The organism is Arthrobacter sp. FW305-BF8 (assembly GCF_021789315.1).
In the GTDB taxonomy this organism is placed as follows: Bacteria; Actinomycetota; Actinomycetes; order Actinomycetales; family Micrococcaceae; genus Arthrobacter.
Window position 1 is genome coordinate 3,723,821 of sequence record NZ_CP084561.1, and the last position, 19,893, is coordinate 3,743,713.

At 65.8% G+C, this 19,893-nt stretch carries 16 protein-coding genes; 10 read left to right on the forward strand and 6 right to left on the reverse strand.

The window, feature by feature from the left end; translation table 11 throughout:
• Positions 1 to 341 precede the first annotated feature (341 nt).
• On the forward strand, positions 342 to 1,778 hold the full coding sequence (locus LFT45_RS16815) for a TrkH family potassium uptake protein (RefSeq protein WP_236804742.1): 1,437 nt from the start codon (positions 342 to 344) through the stop codon (positions 1,776 to 1,778).
• On the forward strand, positions 1,771 to 2,463 hold the full coding sequence (locus tag LFT45_RS16820) for a potassium channel family protein (RefSeq protein WP_111905044.1): 693 nt from the start codon (positions 1,771 to 1,773) through the stop codon (positions 2,461 to 2,463). The genes LFT45_RS16815 and LFT45_RS16820 overlap by 8 nt, the downstream gene beginning before the upstream one ends.
• Before the next feature lie 33 nt (positions 2,464 to 2,496).
• On the opposite strand, the gene LFT45_RS16825 is transcribed toward LFT45_RS16820, so the two are convergent.
• Complete coding sequence (locus tag LFT45_RS16825; protein ID WP_236804743.1) at positions 2,497 to 2,868, reverse strand: hypothetical protein; 372 nt, start codon at positions 2,866 to 2,868, stop codon at positions 2,497 to 2,499.
• Between the two features lie 560 nt (positions 2,869 to 3,428).
• Here LFT45_RS16825 and LFT45_RS16830 point away from each other — a divergent pair.
• Together LFT45_RS16830 and LFT45_RS16835 are read left to right on the forward strand one after the other, a co-directional pair.
• Positions 3,429 to 9,158 (forward strand): carboxypeptidase regulatory-like domain-containing protein, encoded by a 5,730-nt coding sequence (locus LFT45_RS16830; protein WP_236804744.1) that lies wholly within the window; start codon positions 3,429 to 3,431, stop codon positions 9,156 to 9,158.
• Positions 9,159 to 9,412: 254 nt separating this feature from the next.
• The gene (locus tag LFT45_RS16835; protein WP_102971564.1) at positions 9,413 to 9,589 is read left to right on the forward strand and encodes a CsbD family protein; all 177 of its coding nucleotides are present in this window, start codon (positions 9,413 to 9,415) and stop codon (positions 9,587 to 9,589) included.
• 12 nt (positions 9,590 to 9,601) lie between these two features.
• Here LFT45_RS16835 and LFT45_RS16840 read toward each other — a convergent pair whose 3' ends face one another.
• Positions 9,602 to 9,841: a carboxymuconolactone decarboxylase family protein gene (locus tag LFT45_RS16840; protein ID WP_236804745.1), complete on the reverse strand. Its 240-nt coding sequence runs from the start codon at positions 9,839 to 9,841 to the stop codon at positions 9,602 to 9,604.
• An 18-nt stretch (positions 9,842 to 9,859) separates the two neighbouring features.
• Complete coding sequence (locus LFT45_RS16845) at positions 9,860 to 10,273, reverse strand: (R)-mandelonitrile lyase (protein ID WP_236804746.1); 414 nt, start codon at positions 10,271 to 10,273, stop codon at positions 9,860 to 9,862.
• 129 nt (positions 10,274 to 10,402) lie between these two features.
• Between LFT45_RS16845 and LFT45_RS16850 the strand changes: the two genes are divergently transcribed.
• Together LFT45_RS16850 and LFT45_RS16855 are read left to right on the forward strand one after the other, a co-directional pair.
• Positions 10,403 to 11,311: a helix-turn-helix transcriptional regulator gene (locus LFT45_RS16850; RefSeq protein ID WP_236804747.1), complete on the forward strand. Its 909-nt coding sequence runs from the start codon at positions 10,403 to 10,405 to the stop codon at positions 11,309 to 11,311.
• Between the two features lie 395 nt (positions 11,312 to 11,706).
• Positions 11,707 to 12,933, forward strand: coding sequence for a glycoside hydrolase family 3 N-terminal domain-containing protein (locus LFT45_RS16855; protein ID WP_236804748.1), 1,227 nt, complete (start codon positions 11,707 to 11,709; stop codon positions 12,931 to 12,933).
• Between the two features lie 83 nt (positions 12,934 to 13,016).
• Here LFT45_RS16855 and LFT45_RS16860 read toward each other — a convergent pair whose 3' ends face one another.
• Together LFT45_RS16860 and LFT45_RS16865 are read right to left on the reverse strand one after the other, a co-directional pair.
• Positions 13,017 to 13,982 carry a polysaccharide deacetylase family protein gene (locus LFT45_RS16860; RefSeq protein ID WP_236804749.1) on the reverse strand — a complete coding sequence of 322 codons (966 nt, stop codon included), beginning with the start codon at positions 13,980 to 13,982 and terminating at the stop codon, positions 13,017 to 13,019.
• Positions 13,983 to 14,030: 48 nt separating this feature from the next.
• The gene (locus LFT45_RS16865) at positions 14,031 to 15,563 is read right to left on the reverse strand and encodes a purine-cytosine permease family protein (RefSeq protein WP_236804750.1); all 1,533 of its coding nucleotides are present in this window, start codon (positions 15,561 to 15,563) and stop codon (positions 14,031 to 14,033) included.
• Positions 15,564 to 15,690: 127 nt separating this feature from the next.
• Here LFT45_RS16865 and LFT45_RS16870 point away from each other — a divergent pair, with 127 nt between their 5' ends.
• The 4 genes from LFT45_RS16870 (at position 15,691) to LFT45_RS16885 (ending at position 18,968) form a co-directional block, all read left to right on the forward strand.
• A complete protein-coding gene (locus tag LFT45_RS16870; RefSeq protein ID WP_236804751.1) occupies positions 15,691 to 17,229 on the forward strand; it encodes a PucR family transcriptional regulator in 1,539 nt (512 codons plus the stop codon).
• A 217-nt stretch (positions 17,230 to 17,446) separates the two neighbouring features.
• A complete protein-coding gene (locus tag LFT45_RS16875) occupies positions 17,447 to 17,791 on the forward strand; it encodes a PadR family transcriptional regulator (protein ID WP_236804752.1) in 345 nt (114 codons plus the stop codon).
• A complete protein-coding gene (locus LFT45_RS16880) occupies positions 17,788 to 18,183 on the forward strand; it encodes a hypothetical protein (RefSeq protein WP_236804753.1) in 396 nt (131 codons plus the stop codon). Before LFT45_RS16875 ends, LFT45_RS16880 begins: the two co-directional genes overlap by 4 nt.
• Positions 18,184 to 18,272: 89 nt before the next feature.
• Complete coding sequence (locus tag LFT45_RS16885) at positions 18,273 to 18,968, forward strand: maleylpyruvate isomerase family mycothiol-dependent enzyme (RefSeq protein ID WP_236804754.1); 696 nt, start codon at positions 18,273 to 18,275, stop codon at positions 18,966 to 18,968.
• Between the two features lie 51 nt (positions 18,969 to 19,019).
• Here the strand turns inward: LFT45_RS16885 and LFT45_RS16890 are convergent, their stop codons facing one another.
• On the reverse strand, positions 19,020 to 19,601 hold the full coding sequence (locus LFT45_RS16890; protein WP_236804755.1) for a dihydrofolate reductase family protein: 582 nt from the start codon (positions 19,599 to 19,601) through the stop codon (positions 19,020 to 19,022).
• Between the last annotated feature and the right edge of the window lie 292 nt (positions 19,602 to 19,893).

Below are 19,893 nucleotides of genomic sequence, written 5' to 3' on the forward strand. Positions count from 1 at the left end.
GCGGTCAGCGGCTCGAGGGTTCCGCCGTCGGACCGCGGGATGCCCGACGGCGGGGGCTACTTCGTTGCTCTGATAAGCCGGTAGATCATGTAACCGGTTGCTCCGATTCCGAGGATCAGCCACAGCAACGGGGCGCTTTGGGTCAGCATGGCAGGACACGGCCTTGCGTGCTTGAGGTGGCCACGGGGTCCTTCGATTCACATGGGCAGTTTGCTGATGACCACGGGAGCCTAGCACCGGCCGGAATCCGCAAAGTGCCAAAACCGGCGATCTTAACGCTTTCTTAACGCCTCGCGCTTCACACCGGCCCGGGGGAATTCAGCGGTGGTAGCGTGACGCCTATGCGCGACGTTCCTGACCCGAAGGCCCGGCCTGCGGGCAGGGACGCCAGCCCTCCCGGCAACGGTCCCCTCCACGGCGGCTCCAAAGTCTTCCCGCGCATCCTCAACGTCTTCGCACCCCAGCATCCGGCGCAGGTGATCGTGCTCGGGTTCGCTGCCGCCGTCGCCGTCGGGACAGGCCTGCTTATGCTGCCCGTCGCGCGGAACGGCCCCGAGGGTGCACCCTTCCTCGATGCCCTGTTCACGTCCACGTCCTCGGTGTGCGTCACCGGGCTGATCACCGTGGACACGCCGGTGTACTGGAGCGGCTTCGGCAAGGTGGTGATCATGGTCCTGATCCAGATCGGCGGGTTCGGGGTCATGTCCTTCGGCACTCTGCTGGGGGTGCTCATGGCCCGCCGGCTGGGCCTGCGGTCACGGCTGTCGGCGGCCGCGGAGACCAAGAGCACGGGCTTTGGTGACGTCCGCCGTGTGCTGCTCGGCGTGCTGGCGATCAGCCTCACCGTGGAGATCGTGCTCGCCGGCATCCTGGCAGCGAGGCTCGTCGCCGGTTACGGCTATGAGCCCGGCCGTGCGCTATGGCACGGCGTCTTCCACGCAGTGTCCTCCTTCAACAACGCCGGGTTCGCGCTGCATACGGACAACCTCATCGGCTTTGCCGGGGATCCGTGGATCTGCCTGCCCATCGCCGCCGCGGTAATCATCGGAGGCCTCGGCTTCCCGGTTCTGTTCGAACTGCGCCGGCAGTACCAGCGGCCCATCCACTGGAGCATGAACACCAAGCTGGTCCTGGTAGGCACCGGGGTGCTCCTGGTCAGCGGTACCGTCTTCCTCACCGCCGTCGAATGGTCCAACCCGGCCACCCTCGGCCGGCTGAACCCCGGTGAGCGCATCCTGGCCGGATTTTTCCAGTCCGTCATCACCCGCACAGCCGGGTTTAACAGCGTCGACATCGGGCAGATGCACGAGGTGTCCTGGCTGGGCATGGACATCCTGATGTTCATCGGCGGCGGCCCGGCCGGCACCGCGGGCGGCCTGAAAATCACCACCTTCAGCGTGCTGTTCTTCATCCTGCTGACCGAACTGCAGGGCGGCACGGCCGTGAATATCTTCGGCAAGCGCCTGTCCCGCGCCGTGCACCGGCAGGCCATCACCGTGGTGCTCCTGGCCATCGGCCTGGTGGTGGGCTCCACGATGTTCCTGATGATCATCACCGACTTCGGGCAGGAGCGGATCCTGTTCGAGGTGATCTCCGCGTTCGCCACAGTAGGTCTGTCCACCGGCATCACTGCCGCCATGCCGCCGGCCGGGCAAGTGGTGCTGATCCTGCTCATGTTTGTCGGCCGCCTCGGCCCGGTGACGCTCGGCGCTGCACTGGCGCTCCGCGAACGCCCGCTCCTCTACGAATACCCGAAGGAAAGGCCCCTCATTGGCTAAGAACTTCTTCTCCCGTTCCCCCGAATCCACGGCGCAGGCGGATTCTGTGGTGGTTATCGGACTGGGCCGCTTCGGCGGGTCGCTGGCGCTGGAGCTCGAGGCGCAGGGCACCGAGGTGCTGGGCATCGACTCCAACGAGGACACCGTCCAGTCCTACAACGGCCGCCTGACCCACGTGGTCCGGGCGGACTCCACCAAGGAGGAGGTGCTGCGCCAGCTCTCCGTCCACGAGTTCGACCGCGCCGTGGTGGGCATCGGCAGCGACATCGAGGCGAGCATCCTGACGACGTCGCGTCTGCTCACCTTCAAGAAGCCGCAGATCTGGGCCAAGGCCATCAGCGAACCGCACGCCGAGATCCTCAACCAGCTCGGCGTGGACCACGTGATCCGGCCAGAGCATGACATGGGCAAGCGGGTGGCCCACCTGGTCCGCGGCTCGCTGCTGGACTACGTCGAGTTCGAGGACGACTTCGTGATGATCCGCACCAGCCCGCCCACCGAGGCCCGCGACCGTCCGCTCGGCGTGCTGGGCCTGCGCGACAAGTACGGCATCACCATCGTGGCAGTCAAGCGCCCCGGCGGCATCTGGGGCCACACCACCGCGCAGACCGTCCTGTACGACGACGACCAGATCATCGTGCAGGGCAGCAAGACCCAGGCCGAACGGTTCAGCAACCTGCCCTGACGCATACCGCGTGGCCGGTTATCGTGTGGCAGCCTACCGGGTGGCCGGCGCCTCAATGAAGACCACCTGGCTCAGGCTTCTCACTGGCCTCCGCCGGGCGGCAGGCTTGCCGACGGCGTTGGCCGGGTTCCCGGCGTCGGACGCCTTTAAGCTGCCGGCACCGTTGGAATGCCCGACGGCGTTGGCCGCCTTACCGGCCGCGACCCGCCGCACGCTGAGCTGCTCGAGATCCAGCAGCCGGCGCGTGCCGGTCCGGGCGTCGATGATCCAGACAAGGTCGATGTCCCGGAATGTGCTGCTCACGGTCCCGCGGTGAGCCAGCCGTCCCCGGTGCCAGGCCTCGATCTCGTCGCCTACAGCGAGCTCCGCGCCGGACTTCACTTCAAGCTCCACAACTTCGTTCACAGCCGGTCCCCCTCCATCAGAATGTTGATGGGACCAGCCTGCACCAGGTTGTTTTCTAAGACGTTTCGAGTTGATGATGAGCTCGTGTCGTGTCCAGTGCCGCGGAGCTGCCGGGCAAGGTAACAGTTCCCGAGGGCACCGTGGTTCCATTTTCAGGAAAATGCGCCCTTTCTTGATGCAAAACTGTGGAATTCTTGCGTTTTGATTTGCAGTTGGGCTATCCATTACAAGCCGCGGAAATAGACAGGCCTTAGCCGCCTTGTCAGCTCATTACACCCTATTTTTCCACTCGGTTTATATACTTCTATTCGCGGGTTACACTAAGTCGTTCTTTGACAATTGAATGGCGCAGCCGTACCGCTGCCGTACCCGTGGGGGGATGGAAAATGCTCGCTAGGAGCAGGCGATTCCGCATGAGAATCGCAATATTGTTATCGGTGTTTTCGGCACTCATAGTTACGGGGTTAACGCCGGCGGCCGCAGTAGAGGTCGGAGGCGACGCCACTGCCTCCATCAGCGGAAAAATCACCGCCGACCTCTCTGGGGACAGCCAAGGGAACATGGGCGTTCACGTGACCAACGCCGAAACTTCTGAATATGTCACCAGCGGCTACGCAGATGCGGACGGCAATTACAGTGCCGGAAATCTTCCTGCAGGCTCGTACAAGCTTCAGTTCTTTGACTACGGCCGCCACAACCTCGGACAGTGGTACGGCGGCACCGCGGGTCAGGAAGGCGCCACGGTTGTGGTGCTCGCCGCTGGCCAGCAACTCACCGGGATTGATGTAACTCTCGCCAAGGGCGCGACCATCAGCGGTCACGTAGAAGCCTCCGCTGGAGTTGACCTCAGCGGCACTGAGGTCAGGGTCCATACTGCGGACGGCATGTCAACGCCGGGGTATGCGGCTGTGGCGGAGGATGGCAGCTACAAGGTCTATGGCCTTCCCGCGGGATCCTACAAAGTCCAGCTCGGCGGATACGGCTCGGGAGCACTGGACCAGTGGTACGGGGGCGCCGATTCTTTTGAGGCCGCCACCCCGCTGACGCTTACTGCGGGCCAGGATGCCACAGGAATCGATGCCAGCCTGGTCAAGGCGGCCACAATCAGCGGACGCGTCAGCGCACCCGAAGGCGTCGACCTCAGCGCCGTGACAGTCGCGGTTCACGAAGCCGACCGCATCTCCTACACCGGGTACGACTGGGTCAGGCCGGACGGCACCTTCAAGGTCACGGGTCTCCGCGCGGGAACCTACAAGCTGCAGTTCCAGGGAAGTAACTCCGGGGCACTGGACCAGTGGCACGCAGAAGCCGACTCCATTGAAACTGCCACGGCAATTACCCTCGCCGCGGGCCAGGACCTCACCGGCATCGATGCCGCCCTGGTGAAGGGGGCGACAATTAGCGGCCAGGCCACCGTACCGGCGGGCACCGAGATTAGTTCCGTAAGTGTCCTGGTGAGCCAGGCGGATAACATGTACTACTTCAACAGGTACGCGTCTGTGGGCCAGGACGGCAGCTACAAGGTCACCGGCCTTCCTGCAGGAACCTACAAGGTTCAGTTCCAGGGGAACGACTCCGGCGCACTGGACCAGTGGTACGCCAATGCGGAATCGGCCGAGACCGCAACACCTGTAAGTGTCACTGCAAACCAGGATCTGGCCGGAATCGACGCGACACTGGTCAAGGCCGCAACGATCGGCGGCAAGATCACCGCGCCAGCAGGGGTCAACCTCAGTGACGTAAGTGTCAGGGTCCACGGGACTGACGGCATGCCGATCGCCGCATCCGTCTCGGTCAACGCAGACGGCAGCTATCGGATCGGAGGCCTGGCGGCGGGCAGTTACAAACTTCAGTTCGAGACGGGCAACTCGGGCGCTCTGGAGCAGTGGTATTCCGGTGCTGGCACCTTTGAGACCGCCACCGTGTTGGCACTCGAAACAGGCCAGGACCTCACCGGAATTGACGCGGCCCTGGTCAAGGGTGGATCCATCAGCGGATCGGTCACTGCACCCGCGGGCGTCGATCCGACGTCGCTGCGCGCGTACGTGTACCCGTCAGAGAACCAGTACCGTAGCTGGTCTGCCAGAGTAATGGCCGACGGCAGCTACACTGTCCTCGGGCTCGCCGCAGGTAGCTACAAGGTCGAGTTTTCGGGCTACAACACGGGAACCCTGACACAGTGGCACGCCGGGGCCTCGTCATACGAAACAGCGACCCCCGTTGCACTTTCCGCCGGCCAGGACGTTACTGCCATCGACGCCGACCTCGTAATTGGCGCCTCCATTACCGGCCGCGTTAGCGCGCCCGCGGGAGTCGACGTGGCCCGGGTGCAGGCTTACGTGTTCCCGGAAAGCACGGACTGGAACTGGTTGGCACAAGTCGACCTTGGCGCCGACGGCTCGTACAAGTTCAGCGGACTTCCTGCCGGCCCGTACAAGATACGGTTCACTGCGGGCAGCTCCGGCGCCCTGGACGTATGGTACGGCGGCGCGGCGACGTCAGCCGGCGCTACCGTCATTGCGCTCACAGACGGCCAAGCTAAGTCGAATGTCGACGCCACTCTCACAAAGGGCGCATCCATCAGCGGCAAGATGTCGGGAGCTCCCGGCGTCGACATTTCCGCAGTCAACGTGGAACTGTACAACGTTGATAATTTCCGCGCGTACCCGGTTAATGCAGATGTCCGCCCGGACGGAAGTTTCTCACTGGTCGGGCTCCAGGCCGGCAACTACAAGATCCGCTACTACGGGTTTGACTCTGGCGCTCTGGAGCAATGGCACGAAAATGCCACCAGCATGGAGTCCGCCACTGCTGTGGCACTTGCCCCAGGGCAGGACGTGACAGGGATCAAAGCCTCGCTCGCCAAGGGCGCCTCCATCAGTGGCACCGTGAAGGCACCTGACGGTGTCAGCCTGACATCGACGTATGTACGGGCCATCTCCGAGACAGAGCCGAACGGACCGAGTGCAAACGTGCGCACCGACGGGATCTACAAGCTGCGCGGCCTCCCGGCCGGAACCTACAAACTGCAGTTCTACGGCTACGGCTCGGGGGCCTTGGAAGAGTGGTACCAGGATGCCCGGACCTCCGCTGAAGCAACTCCAGTAACAGTAACGGCGGGCCAGGATCTCACAGGCATCGACGCGACTTTGGCCAAGGGCGCCAGCATCAGCGGCAAGGTCACGCTCCCTGAAGGCGTTCCCGCCTACTCGGTGTACGTCAGCCTTTACCAGGGCGGCGAGTTGATGCCTCTGAGCACCACCTCGCTCAATGACTACGACGGCTCCTATTCTTTCCGCGGGCTTGCTGCGGGAAGTTACAAGCTGCAGTTCCAGAGCTACGGTTACGCGGGACTCCTTCAGCAGCAGTGGTACAGCGATGCTTCCTCCATTGACACCGCTACGGAAGTGGCAGTCACGGACGGCCAGGACCGCACGGCCATTGATGCGACCATGAAGAAGAGCGCCTCCATCAGCGGCAAGATAACTGCCCCTGAGTCAGTGAACCTCAGCAAGGCCGTGGTCTACGCGGTACCGGCCGGATCAACGGACCAGACCGCAGCCGTCGCACCGGTATCGGCAAACGGAACTTACACGCTTAGCGGCCTCGAACCGGGTACCTACAAGGTGCGGTTCTCAGGCGAACAGAGTGGAGCCACAGATTCCTGGTACGGCGGCACCACCCCGGACACCGCAACCGCTGTGATCCTTGCGGCGGAAGAAGCCAAAGCATCAATCAACATGACAGTCACCACCGGCGCATCCATAAGCGGCACCGTGACGGGCTCCGGAAGCCAGTACGGCTACCCGGTCACTGTTTATGATCAGGCAGGTAAGACAGTAAGGACCATGCAGACGGACGCGGCCGGCAAGTACAGCGTGGTCGGCCTCGCTGCAGGGTCCTACAAGATGGCATTCAACCGCTCCAGCGGGACCTACCAGGACGAGGCGCAGTTCTACTCGAACAAGCCGGAGTCCGCGGGTCTGGAACAGGCCCAAACCATCACCCTCGCCCAGAACCAGTCACTGCAGAACATCGACGCAACGCTCAAAACGGGCGGATTGGTAACCGGAACGTTGCTGGACAAAGCCGGAAAGCCTTTGCAGTACGCGTACGTTGAGGCCTACACCCGCGACGGTTCACTTGTCAGCCGGTATGGAAGCTCAGACGCCACTGGGAAATTCAGCATCGGGGGCCTCACCACAGGAAAGTACTTCCTGCACGTCTTCCGTGACGCGACACGCGGCAACCTCTACTCGGGCAACACCGCCGAGGAAACCAGCGCGACCCCGGTAACCGTGACCAGCGGGAGTGCCACCGCGTTTGACCTGTCCTACGCGGCACCCCAGCTCACCGCCCCGGCGCCCACCATCACCGGCACCGCCAAGGTGGATTCCACCCTCACCGCGGCACCCGGCACGTGGGGACCGGCACCGGTGACGCTGAGTTACCAGTGGAAGGCCGACGGCGCCGACATCGCCGGGGCCACCGCCACCACCTACAAGCCCACGGCCGCGACGGTCGGCAAGATCCTGACCGTGAGTGTCACGGGCTCGAAGGCCGGCTACGCCACGGCAACCAGGACCTCGGCGGCCACCACCAAGGTCGCGGCAGGCACCCTGACAGCACCAACGCCCACCATTTCGGGCACCGCGGCAGTGGATTCCACCCTCACCGTGGCACCCGGCACGTGGGGACCGGCACCGGTGACGCTGGGCTACCAGTGGAAGGCCGACGGCGCCGACATCGCCGGGGCCACCGCCACCACCTACAAGCCCACGACGGCGACCCTGGGCAAGATCCTGACCGTGACCGTCACCGGCACCAAGGACGGCTACACCACGGAAACCAACACGTCCGCGGCCACGGCCAAGGTGGCGGCAGCCGCCCTGACCGCCCCCACACCCACCATCAGCGGCACGGCCAAAGTGGATTCCACGCTTACCGCGGTACCCGGCATGTGGGGACCTGCGCCGGTGACGCTGAAGTATCAGTGGAACGCCGACGGCGTCAGCATCGCTGGAGCCACGGCAGGTACCTACAAAGCCACGGCGGCGACGGTCGGGAAGACCCTGACCGTCACCGTCACTGGCTCGAAAGCTGATTACGCCACGGTCACCATGACCTCGGCGGCCACCGCCAAGGTCGCAGCCGGAACCCTCACCGCGCCCACCCCTGCAGTCAAGGGCACGGCCAAGGTGGGTTCCCTGCTTACGGCAACCGTCGGTACATGGGCGCCCTCACCGGTTGCCCTGAAGTACCAGTGGAAGGCCAACGGCGTCGCCATCACCGGCGCCACCGCCGCCACGTTCAAGCCGGCCGCGGCACAGGTGGGCAAGACGCTGACCTTCAACGTGACGGGCACCAAGACCGGGTACACCACGGCAACCAAGACCTCTGCCACCACCGGCACGGTCATGGCCATCAACCCCGTCCTCACGGCCCCGACTCCGAGGATCACCGGAACCGCCAAGGTGGGCTACACCCTGACAGCAGCTCCGGGAACCTGGGGACCGGCGACGGTCACCCTGAAGTACCAGTGGAGGGCCAACGGCGTCGCCGTCGCCGGAGCCACGGCCAGCACGTACAAACCGGCCGCGGCCGTGGTGGGCAAGACCATCAGCGTCACGGTCACCGGAAGCAAGGCCGGCTACAGCACGGCGGCCAAGACGTCGGCACTCACCGCGAGGGTCGCCGTCGGAACCCTCAGCGCACCGGCTCCCAGGGTCACGGGAACGGCAAAGGTGGGCTACACGCTGACGGCGGTTCCCGGCGCGTGGGGACCGGCACCGGTCACCCTGAAGTACCAGTGGAAGGCCAACGGTGTCTCCATTTCCGGCGCCACGGCCAGCACGTATAAGCCGGGCGCGGCCGTGGTTGGCAAGACCATGAGCGTCACGGTCACCGGCAGCAAGGCGGGTTATGCGACGGCGGCCAAGACGTCCGCGGTCACCGCAAAGGTCGCCGCAGGAACCCTCAGCGCACCGGTTCCGGGCATCAGCGGTGCTGTCAGGGTGGGGTCCGTCCTCACGGCAACAGGAGCCTGGGGGCCGGCACCGGTCACGCTGAAGTACCAGTGGAAGGCGAACGGCGTTGCCATCACGGGCGCCACGGCAGGCACCTATACCCCGTCAACCGCGGTGCTCGGCAAGACCCTGACGGTCACGGTCACCGGCTCCAAGTCCGGCTTCACCACCGTTACCAAGACCAGTGCGGCGTCGGTCAAGGTGGCGGCGGGCGTGCTGACTGCTCCCGTGCCCACCGTCTCCGGTACTGCCACAGTGGGGTAACCGTCACCGGATCCAAAACCGGATTCACGACGGCGGTGAGAAATCTCCGCCGCTACCGCGGCGGTGAGCTGACGACCTGAGTGACCTGGCCGTCGTCGTAAGCTAGGCGCGTGACGGCACGGCCGCTGGAACTCCAACCGGGGTTGCGGCGGCCGTTCCGCGTTAAAGGCAGGAGCCTTCTGGAGCGGCCGCCGATAAACTGGGAGTGGCCGCCGCGGCAGCAGGCCGCCCGGCTTTCCCAACAGGAGGTCACGATGGGTTTGGGTGACAAGATCCACAATGCCGCCGAAAAACTCCACGGCAGAAGCAAGGAAGCAGCCGGACGCGCCACCGGTGACAACCGGCTCAGGGCTGAGGGCAGGGAGCGCCACATCAGGGCCGACCTCAAGCAGGCCGGCGAAAAGATCAAGGACGCCTTCAGGAGGCACTGACCAAGGTCCCGTTTAATGCTCGAGGCCCTGTCCGGTAAGAGCGGACAGGGCCTCGCCGCGTTCGACGCTCCCCCGCGCCGGCACGGCGGGGACAAGCGCACCCGGCAGGCAGGGGCTCAAACTGCGGTCGCGGGGCGGCAGCTCGGGGCGTTCCCACAGATCACCGAAAAGCACGTCGTCGGTGAGCTGCGCGAGCTTCGGGGCAAACTCGCCGAACATCTTCTGGGCGCCGGACGGTTCGTTCTCAGTCATGGGTTTTTCCTGCCCTTCCTACTTCGCCACCGTGCGGGGGCCGTTGTATTCCTCGTCGGTGACGTGTTCGAACCAGCCGCCGTCGGCCGGGTCCCCGCCGCTTTCCAGCATGGCCAGGTGCTCCATGTAGCTGTCCGGGGCGGCTCCATGCCAGTGCATTTCTCCGGGCGGCGTGTAGATGGTCTGGCCGGGGTGAACTTCGAAGAGCTCCCCGCCCCGGGACTGCACCAGCCCGATTCCCTCGGTGATGTGCAGGGTCTGGCCGTTGGAGTGGCTGTGCCAGGCAGTGCGTGCACCGGGCGCGAAGCGCACCTTGGCCACGACCATGCGCTGGTTGTCGTTCTGCGGGCTGGCGATCATGTCCAGCCACACGTCGCCGGTGAACTGCTCGGGCGGGTTCTTGACGGTGGGCGGCTTCGGCGCAATTTCCACGGTGAGTCTCCTTCTTGTTCGTATTCAGTCACCAGACAACCGCAGACAGGACGGGTATGGGAGTCTCTGTTCATAGGGGTACCGGCAGGGACTCCCTCGCAGGGCCGGAATTCCCCTAGCGTTGTAGGCATGGACAACCGCACCGAAATCCGAGACTTCCTTGCCTCCCGCAGGGCGAGGATCACCCCGGACCAGGCCGGCCTGCAGGATTACGGCGGCAACCGGCGCGTGCCTGGACTGCGCCGCGGGGAAGTTTCCTCCCTGGCCGGGGTCAGCATCGAGTACTACACCCGGCTCGAACGCGGAAACCTCGCGGGAGCCTCCGATGACGTGCTGGAGGCGGTTGCCAGGGCACTGCAGCTGGACGAAGCCGAACGAGAGCACCTGTTCGACCTGGCCCGCGCGGCCAGCGCCGGAGGCAAGTCCCGCCGTCGACCCGCCCGCAAGCAGACGGTCCGTCCCAGCCTGCAGGCGATCCTTCACGGGATGACCGGGTCGCCGGCCTTCGTGCGCAACGGGCGGCTGGACATCCTGGCCATCAACAGCCTGGGACGGGCGCTGTACTCGGAGGCGTTCGGCCGCGCGGAGCAGCCGGTCAGCCTGGCCCGGTTCTGCTTCCTCGACCCGCGCGCCCACACGTTCTATCCGGCGTGGGAAGACTCGGCGAACACCACCGTGGCCTTGCTGCGCACCGAAGCCGGCAGGGACCCGTACGACAAGGCACTGCAGGACCTCATCGGGGAACTGTCCACCCGCAGCGATGAGTTCCGCATCCGGTGGGCTGCCCACAATGTGCGCCTCCACCGGACTGGCCTCAAGCACTTCCACCACCCGGTGGTGGGCACCCTCGACCTCTCCTTCGACGCAATGGACCTGCCGGCTGATCCCGGACTGACGCTGACCGCTTACAGTGCGCAGCCAGGCTCCGCCGAGGAAGACGCCCTCAAACTGCTGGCCAGCTGGGCCGCGAGCCAGGAGCAACCCGCGGCTGGCTCGCCACGGCAGGCGGCGCTGGAGCCCAAGCCCGCCAACGGGTGACCCTCCGTGGGTTGACCTTCTGCGTCATCCCAAACGCGAAGAGGCGTTAAAAAAACGTTAAGATCCCGCCGCCACCCGCGGAAATGCTGTTGCGGCGAAGCGCGGCACAGTACCTTTGATCCATGCCGTCCTGCGATGGCCCCCAACACCGCAGGGCGGCAATTCCATGCCCTCAGCCGGGGGTCCTCAGCCGGGGGTCCACAGCCGGGGGTCCTGCGGGCTCCCGGGGTCTGCGGCAACACCAAGGGCCCCGGAGTTGAGGCTCATCGTGCCAAAACGAGGCGCGCAGGGTGGATCCGGCAGGCCAGAAACGGCGTACGCTCATTGATATATGAGTGCCCCAGCAAAGCCGCGTGAACATGCATTATCTAACTAAATTGGCAGTTGTAGGAGCCGTGCTTTTGCTCCCGCTGTCGGCATCGGGCGGCCCGTCCCAGCCCCCAGCAAACCTTCCGGCAGCAAGGTCCGAGCTCCTGCCCGCGACGCCCCGGCCCACCGTAAGCCAGCCTTCAACAGGCCAGCGCGCAGCTGTCCCCCGCGCCATCCGCAAACCCGTCGTCGGCCGTGCTCCCACCGCGACTGCTGCACCCACTCCGGCGCAGCAGCTCGCCCGGCTCACACTGGCGCAGCGTGTCGGCCAGCTGTTCATGGTGGCGGCCGCGGCCACCGGAGCGGACGCCAACACGATGTCCGGCCTCACCAGGTACCACGTCGGCAATGTGTATCTCGCCGGGCGCAGCCGCGCGGGCACTGCGGCGACGGCCGCCGTCGTTCGGCGGATGACGGCAACCGTGTCAGCGGCCACCACCGGCGGCATCCGCATTGCCGTGGCCACCGACCAGGAGGGCGGCTTCGTCCAGGTCCTCGGCGGCCCCGGGTTCTCGGCGATCCCCACAGCGCTGTCGCAGGGAACACAGCCGACGGCAGCCCTGCAGGCAAACGCGCGCGTGTGGGGTAGCCAGCTGCGCGCGGCCGGGCTCACCATGAACCTGGCGCCGGTTCTGGACACCGTGCCGAGCAGACAGTTCGCCCCGCGCAACGCGCCCATCGGGTTCTTCGCCCGGGAATACGGGTTCACGCCGCAGGCGGTCTCAACCCACGGCGGCGCCTTCGCAGCCGGCATGCGACAGGCGGGCATCGCCCCCGTCGTCAAGCACTTCCCCGGCCTGGGCCGCGTTACCCTGAACACTGACACCACCCGGAACGTGAAAGACACCGTCACCACACGCACCGACCCCTACCTGCTGCCGTTCCGGACAGCGATCCAGGTGGGTGCCCGGTGGGTGATGGTCTCCAGCGCCTACTACACGCGCATCGATGCCGGCCACATCGCGCCGTTCTCGCCGCTGGTCATGCGGACGATGTTGCGCTCGGACCTGCACTTCACCGGCGTCGTCCTGTCCGACGACCTGTGCAACGCGGTGCAGCTGGCTCCCTGGGCCTTGGGCACCCGGGCCACGAACTTCATCCACGCCGGCGGAACCATGCTGCTGTGCGCTAACCCCCGCGCCATTCCCGCCATGTACACCGCGGTGCTTCAGCTCGCCCAACACAGCCCTGCGTTCGCGGCGGAGGTCAACGCCGCTGCCCTGAAGGTTCTCACGGTCAAGGCCGGGCACTAGGGGCGATCCCTGAAGCGCGAACGGACACTTGGCGCCCTTGCCTGAAGGGCCTCAAGTGTCCGCTCGCACTAAACGAAGCCGCGCTAGCTGAGCGCGGGCACCTGCACGTGCCCCGGCTTGAACCGTGCGCCGTAACCGGGGGCGGCAGGCACGTCGATCCGCGCGTGGGTGTGCACCTCGCCGACTGTCGCCTTGGTGTGCTCCGCGATCTGCTCCAGCGTGGCCACCCACATGCCGTCCATGCCCTTGACCCGCTCGATCAGCCGTTCCAGGGCCACGGCTTTGGAGGGCCGGCCCGAGATGAACGGGTGGTTGGTGAGCACGAAGCAGCTTCCCTGCGAGTGGTGCGCCTCGGCCTCCAGGGTCCACATCTCCAGCACCTTCGCGGGGCTTTCGATCACGCCACTGCCCGTCACGCCGGGGTAGAACGCGTACTGCTCCCAGTCGTCCAGGGTCCAGTCCACCGGGATCTCCACGATGTCTCGGGTGTCGCCGGCACCAGAGGGAGAACCCGAGGAGACCGACATCCGGTACGGCGCATCGCCGTCGAGCAGGCTCGAATCGTAGAGGAAGCCGCGGTCAGCCAGCAGCGCCGGGGAGTGCCAGTTCAGTTCCCACCACGGTGCCCGGTACCCCACCGGACGGATTCCGGCGACCTTCTCGAGTGCCTCCAGTCCCCGGTCCATGTAGCTCGCCTCGGTGGCGGCGTCGATCCCCTGCATCGGCTCGTGCAGATAGCCGTGGTGCGCAACCTCGTGCCCGCCGTCGACGATCTGCCGTACGACGTCGGGGTAGCACTCCGCGGTGAACCCGGGGATGAAGAACGTCCCGCGGACCTCCTGCCGCGCCAGGATCTGCAGCAGTCGCGGCACCGCGACCTTCGGCCCGTACGACTGGTGGCTCATGAGGGACATCCGCCGCGTACTGGTGGGGTCGTGCGCGATGACGCAGGATTCGGCGTCAACATCGAAGGTGAAGGATGCGGCAGCGGTGAAGCCGGCCGGCCAGGTGATGGGGTGCTGGGAATCCGCGAAGGCGCTGGTGCTCATGCCGGGGTTCCTTTCGTCAGAGGGCGAAGTGGAGCGGTGCAGAAGGATTTAGAGTTCGACGGCGGGAACCGGCTGGGGTGCCTCGGCGGCGGAAGGCGCGTTGGCCGCAACAGCCGCGGAGCCGCCGTCGGACGTCACCGTCACGTACGGCCGGTGCAGCCGGGGCCCGAGAACCGCGTAGACCGCGGCGCTGGTGAGCCCGCCGGCCAGCCAGGACAGGTCCCAGCCGCCCAGTGCCACCGCGATGGGGCCCTGCATCACCGGAACCAGTCCGTACATGAACAGCCAGGTGGCGAAGATGCCGGCGAGCAGCGACGTCACGCCGGCCCAGTTGACGACGGGCAGGCGGCGGGTGCCGACGCCGTCGAACAGCCGTTCCACGTTGCCGGGCCAGCGCTTCTCCAGCCAGAAGAAGTGCACCAGCATCACGCCGCCCCAGGCAGCTACCCAGGCCACCAGTCCGATCAGCCAGGCGTCCAGCACGGCGGCGAAGTCCTCCTGAAAGATGAAGTAGACGACGGCGATGAGTGAGAAGACGCCGACGAACAGGTTAAGTTTCCGGCGGCTGATGGTGATGTCGAGTGCCTGCGTGGCCACCGAGAAGGTGTAGATGTTCAGGATGTTGGTGGCGATGGGCCCGTGCAGCACCATCAGGAGGACGGGCAGCGCCATGGCGCCGAAGTTCTGGACGATGAGCTTGCCGGGGTCGACCTCGCCGCTGTTGGTGGCGAGGCTGGCACCGAGGACCCCGAGCCAGACGACGGGGATGAACTGGCCCAGGACCGAGGCCAGGTAGACCTTTTTCTTGGGCACGGAGGTGCTGACGAAGCGGGAGTAGTCGGCGGCGTAGGTGAACCAAGTGATGCCCCAGCCGATGCCGATGGCCGTCATCACGGCGCTCATGGCGGCGATCCGCTCGGAGCCTTCCAGGATGTTGCCCGCGGGGCCGGCGTAGGTCCAGTCGATCTTGAGGCCGAACCATGCGACGGCGGACATGACCACCAGGATGATGATGGTGGGCGGCACGGTCCATTTTTCGAAGGCGGCGATCGCCTTGTAGCCGAACCAGGCGATGGCGACCTGCGCGGCCATGATGAACGTGGCGACTCCGATCTTCCAGGCGTAGTTGTGGGCTTGCGGGTCGACCCAGCCGAGTGTGCCGAAGAGTGCCATGACCAGGTCGAGGATGATCCAGGTGTTCACGGCGCACCAGCCCACCACCAGCAGTGCCTGGATGGCGGCCGGCAGGTAGTTGCCGCGGCGGCCGAACGCCGCGCGGGCCAGGACCATGCCGGTGGCGCCGGTCTTTTGGCCGAGCAGGACGAAGCAGCCGAAGAGCAGCATGCCGATCAGGTTGCCCAGGACCAGGACGGTGACGGTGTCGGCGAACCCGAGGCCCAGGTTGATGCCCAGGGCGCCGAGGACCCAGTTGATCGGGGCGAGGTTGGCGCCGGCCCAGATCCAGAACTGGCCGGACACCTTGCGGGTGCGCGCGGATTCGGGAATGGGCTGGAGCCAGGCTTCGAAGTCCTCAGCCTGCTCCATTGCGGGCCCGGACTGCGGTGTTGAGGAGTTGTGCATCGGAAAAGCCTCCGTATGAGGAAGAAGAGCCTCCGTGAAGAAGGGATGGATTAAGCGTATGTGCGCCGCATCACAGCAACAAGGTACGATCCGTCTAAGAGAATCCCCTTCCTTATGACGGAGTGTCATGTTCCTCGACGAAGTCCTGAAGCACCGGAGCGTTCAGGCGGCTGACCCGCTCCTCCGTGCCGCGCGGTCCGCTGTGGAGGGCAGGCAGGTGCGGTGGGTGCACTCGAGCGAGGTCCTGGACATCGCTCCCCTGCTCCGCGGCGGCGAGCTGCTCCTGACCGGCGGGCAGGCCCTGGCCGCGGCTTCCGATGAACGGCGGGTCGGCTACGTGCGCGAGCTCGCCGGACGCGGCGTGGCCGCCCTGGCCATCGAGACCGGGCCTTCGCTGCCCGACATTCCCGAGTCGATGCTGGTTGCTGCCGAGTCCAACGGGCTGCCGCTGTTCGAGCTCCGCAAGGTGGCACCCTTCGTCGGCATCATGCAGGAGATCAACTCCATCCTGGTCGGCCAGTCCGTGGAACTGCTGCAGCGCGGCGACGAGATCAGCCACGCCATGGCCGCCGAACTCGCCCACGGCGGCGGGCTGGACGAGGTGCTCGCCGTGCTCGCCGGGCAGACCGGGACCGGCGTGCGGCTGGTGTCGCCGGCGGGGCTGACGCTGGGGAGTGCCGGAGCGGCCGACGGCGGCGCTTCCGACGGCGGTCCGGGGACCGGCGGTTTGGGGACAGTCGGTTCCGGGGCCTCAACTACGACGGCGGTCGACGTTCCGGTCCGCGGAGTGCTGGCAGCGCGGCTGGAGCTGGAACTGCCTGAAGGCATCGACCCGACGTTTATCCGGGTGGCGGGCGAACGGTCCGTCGACATTCTCGGCCTGGCGTTGCTTCAGCGGATGCCGCCGGGCCTGAAGGAACTGGCGGGAGCGGAACTGATGCGCGCCGTCCATTCCGGTGCCCAGCCATGGCGGCTGGAGCAGCTGGGGGCAGCGGCGGGCTTCGCCATCGACGGTCCGGTGGCCGCCGTCATGGTCCGCTCCGCCACATCGGGCCGGCTGCGCCCGGCGCTGGACGCGGCCCTGGCAGGGGCGGTGCCGCATGCCGCGAGTTATGCGGACAAGCTGGAGCTCATTGCGCTGGCCGGCCTCCCCCGCGAGGGAACCCGGGCCGCGCGGTCGTTGCTGATCGAGGCGCTGGGCAACCTGGAAGTCCCGGAAGGTTCCGCGATCGCCGTCGGACCTCTGGGGCTGGGCATCGGCGAGGCGGCCTGGTCCATGGCGGAAGCCCGGCGGACGCTGGACCTGGCGCCGCGAACTGGCCGCGCCGGCGGTCCCGCCCGGCAGGTGCGGGATGCGGATGCCTTTGCTGCCGAGCGACTGGCTGCCGAGAGTATCGACGCCGGCGCCCGCCGCGACTTCGTCCGCCGGACACTCGGCCCGATCCTCGAGCACGACGAGCAACGGAACTCGCAGCTGCTGCACACCCTGACTGTATGGCTCGACTCCGGCTGCAACACGGCGCAGGCAGCGCGCGAGCTGCACCTGGAACGGCAGTCGATGTACCACCGGCTGCAGCGCATCTTCGACCTCTGTGGCGGCGACCCACGGGGAACCGGCCGGCTCGTCGGCCTACACCTGGCTACCCGCCTGGCCCCACTCCCCTAGCACCCCGCCAAGCGCGTCGTCACATCCCGTCGCCTCCCACCCAACGCGTCCTCACATCCCACCGCCTCCCACCCAACGCGTCCTCACATCCCACCGCCTCCCACCCGACGCGTCCTCACATCCCGTCGCTTCAAAGCATCACCTGCTGTTTCGGCTGCTGGTGCGCCCCTGTGCACCACAGCTTGCCATGCAACCTAAGTAGTGCCACTATCTAACTGTGCAAGAAATCGATTGGCAACAGGAGCTGACCAGGGCGGCTTTGCCGCACGCGGTACTAGCCGTGCTGACGAACGGCGAGATGCACGGCTACGCCATGCTCGAGGTGTTGAGCTCCCGCGGGTTCCCAAAGATTAAAGGCGGAACCTTGTATCCGCTGTTGAAACGGCTAGAAGACCAAGGCCTGGTCAGCCATGAATGGCAGCACGACACTGCAGGGCCAGGACGCAAACAGTTTGCAGTCACGGAACAGGGCCGCCAGGAGTTGGCAAGAGCGGCGAAGGCATGGTCCCAGATGGATGAAGTGCTGAAGAATTTTCGCGCAGACAGACAGGAAACTTCATGAAATACGAGCGTGACCTCGCCTTCAATCTCCGGATACGCGGATTCTCCGAACGTGAAATCGCTGAAGCGCTGGAAGATGTCCGCTCCCATGAAGCGGCTACCGGAGTACCGGCGAGAGAAGAGTTCGGCACGGCCGCAGAATACGCCCAGCAGTTTCCCAAGAAGAACCACTGGTCCCGAGGGAAGGTCGTTGGCGCCGTCGCTGCGCTGCTGGCTCTCGCTTACGTAGTGGCATCGGTTCTCCTGATGTTCGTTGGCGTTGACATCCGAACATACGTGGGCCCGGTATCGCTTATGCCAGCGCTGGCGTTGGTCCTCACCGGCACCCTCATAGGATTCTTTGTCGACTACCTGAGACCGGCACCGCGGCTCACTCAAGGTGTACGCGCGTAGGTCCTGCCTCACATCAGTCCGGCTTCCCAGTTGGTGCAAGAGTCCTACGGCGAGGAAACGCCTCTGCGCGTGAGCGTTATGCTCGACCCATGTTGCACGGTCGCTACCTTGCCGAACTCACCAGCAGCCTCGGCGCCCTCGAAGCACTGGCTCGCCAGTCCGAGGGCATGCTGAAAAGCCCAGTTCCGGCCTGTCCGGGATGGACCCTGGATGCGCTTTTCGGGCATCTCGGCTCGATTGAACGGTGGGCTGCCGCAGTGATTCGTGCCGGCAAATATGTCACGGAGCCTGACCCACCAGCGGAGAAGGCAGCAGCATGGTTCCTCGATGGAGTGCCTGACTTTCTGGCCACCATGTCTTCCCTGGATCCCGCGGCGCCGTGCTGGAACTTCGGCCCTCCCCCACGCACGGCCGGTTTCTGGCTCCGCCGGCAGGCGCACGAACACGCCATCCACCTCGTCGACGCCCACCAGTCATCCGGCCTGTCGGACCCGGAATTCACCGAGGACTTCATGCTGGACGGCATCGACGAGGCGCTGGCGATGTTTGCCCCGCGGCAGCTCCGGCTGCAGCGAATGGCCGACCCGGGAAAGGCTGTGACGTTCCGCGTACCGGGCGGCACGGCCTGGAACTTCGGAGCGGGAGAGGTCGCGGCGTCGGTCACAGCAGCGCCGCAGGAAATGTACTTGGGCCTCTGGGGCCGCGCCAGCCTTTCCGGAACGGCTGTGCTCGACGGCGACGTAGGACTCGCGTTGCGCGTCATCCGCGGTCCGCTGACGCCGTAAACGATCCGTCACCGTTCGCAGTGGACGTCTTCGCGCACCCGCTCAGACCGGTCAACGGCGCACGCGATAGCGCAGGTGAAGCACCCTGTTGCCCTGAATCACCACGTCAGGATCCTCCAACAGGTGCTGCGCGTGGACCGACCCGAAGTAGCGCTTGCCGGAGCCGAACACGACGGGTACGACGTCCATGCGCACCTCGTCGACCAGGCCCGCGGCAAGCACCTGGCCACCGACGTCGCCAGCAGCGACCTCGACCATGCGGTCACCCGCAAGCTCCTGCGCCTTGGCCACGGCTGCCTCGACGCCGTCGACGAAGTGAAATGGCGCCTCTGGGTCCCAGCCCTCAGGCTCCGGCCGGTGCGTCACGACGACCATGTAGTCGATCCCGCCTGGGGGCTTCCCGTCCCAACCGTCCGTCATGTCGAAGACGTGGCGGCCGACGACGGTCGCCCCGATCTGGTCCCAGTACGGCCGGGTGTAGTCGTAGGACGCCTGCGACACCTTCAATACGCCACTCTCATCCAACGGCACGTCCCCGCTGGTCAACCAGTCGAACAAGGGCCCGGGCTGGTCGTTCTCGTCGGCGATGAAGCCGTCCACCGACACCGAGCTGTACATGACCACCTTGCCCATGGGGCTCTCCTCTGCTTTCGGGTGCCCTCAGATTAGTTGCTCTTCGCTGCTGGTGGCGGGTTGACCTGCTTGAGGGTGTTCACGCAACGACGGTAGTTGCGCTCATTGCGGAAGCTGCAGCCTGGCCGGCAAGAGCTGAGGAAGCGTTCGGCATGAAGCGACGAAAGCTGAGGACGCGTTCGGCAGGAAGCGACGAAAAGTGAGGAAGCGTGCGGGGACCTGGAACCCTTCCTCACATCCCGTCGCTTCAAACCCAGACCCTTCCTCACGTCCCGTCGCCCAAACCGCAACG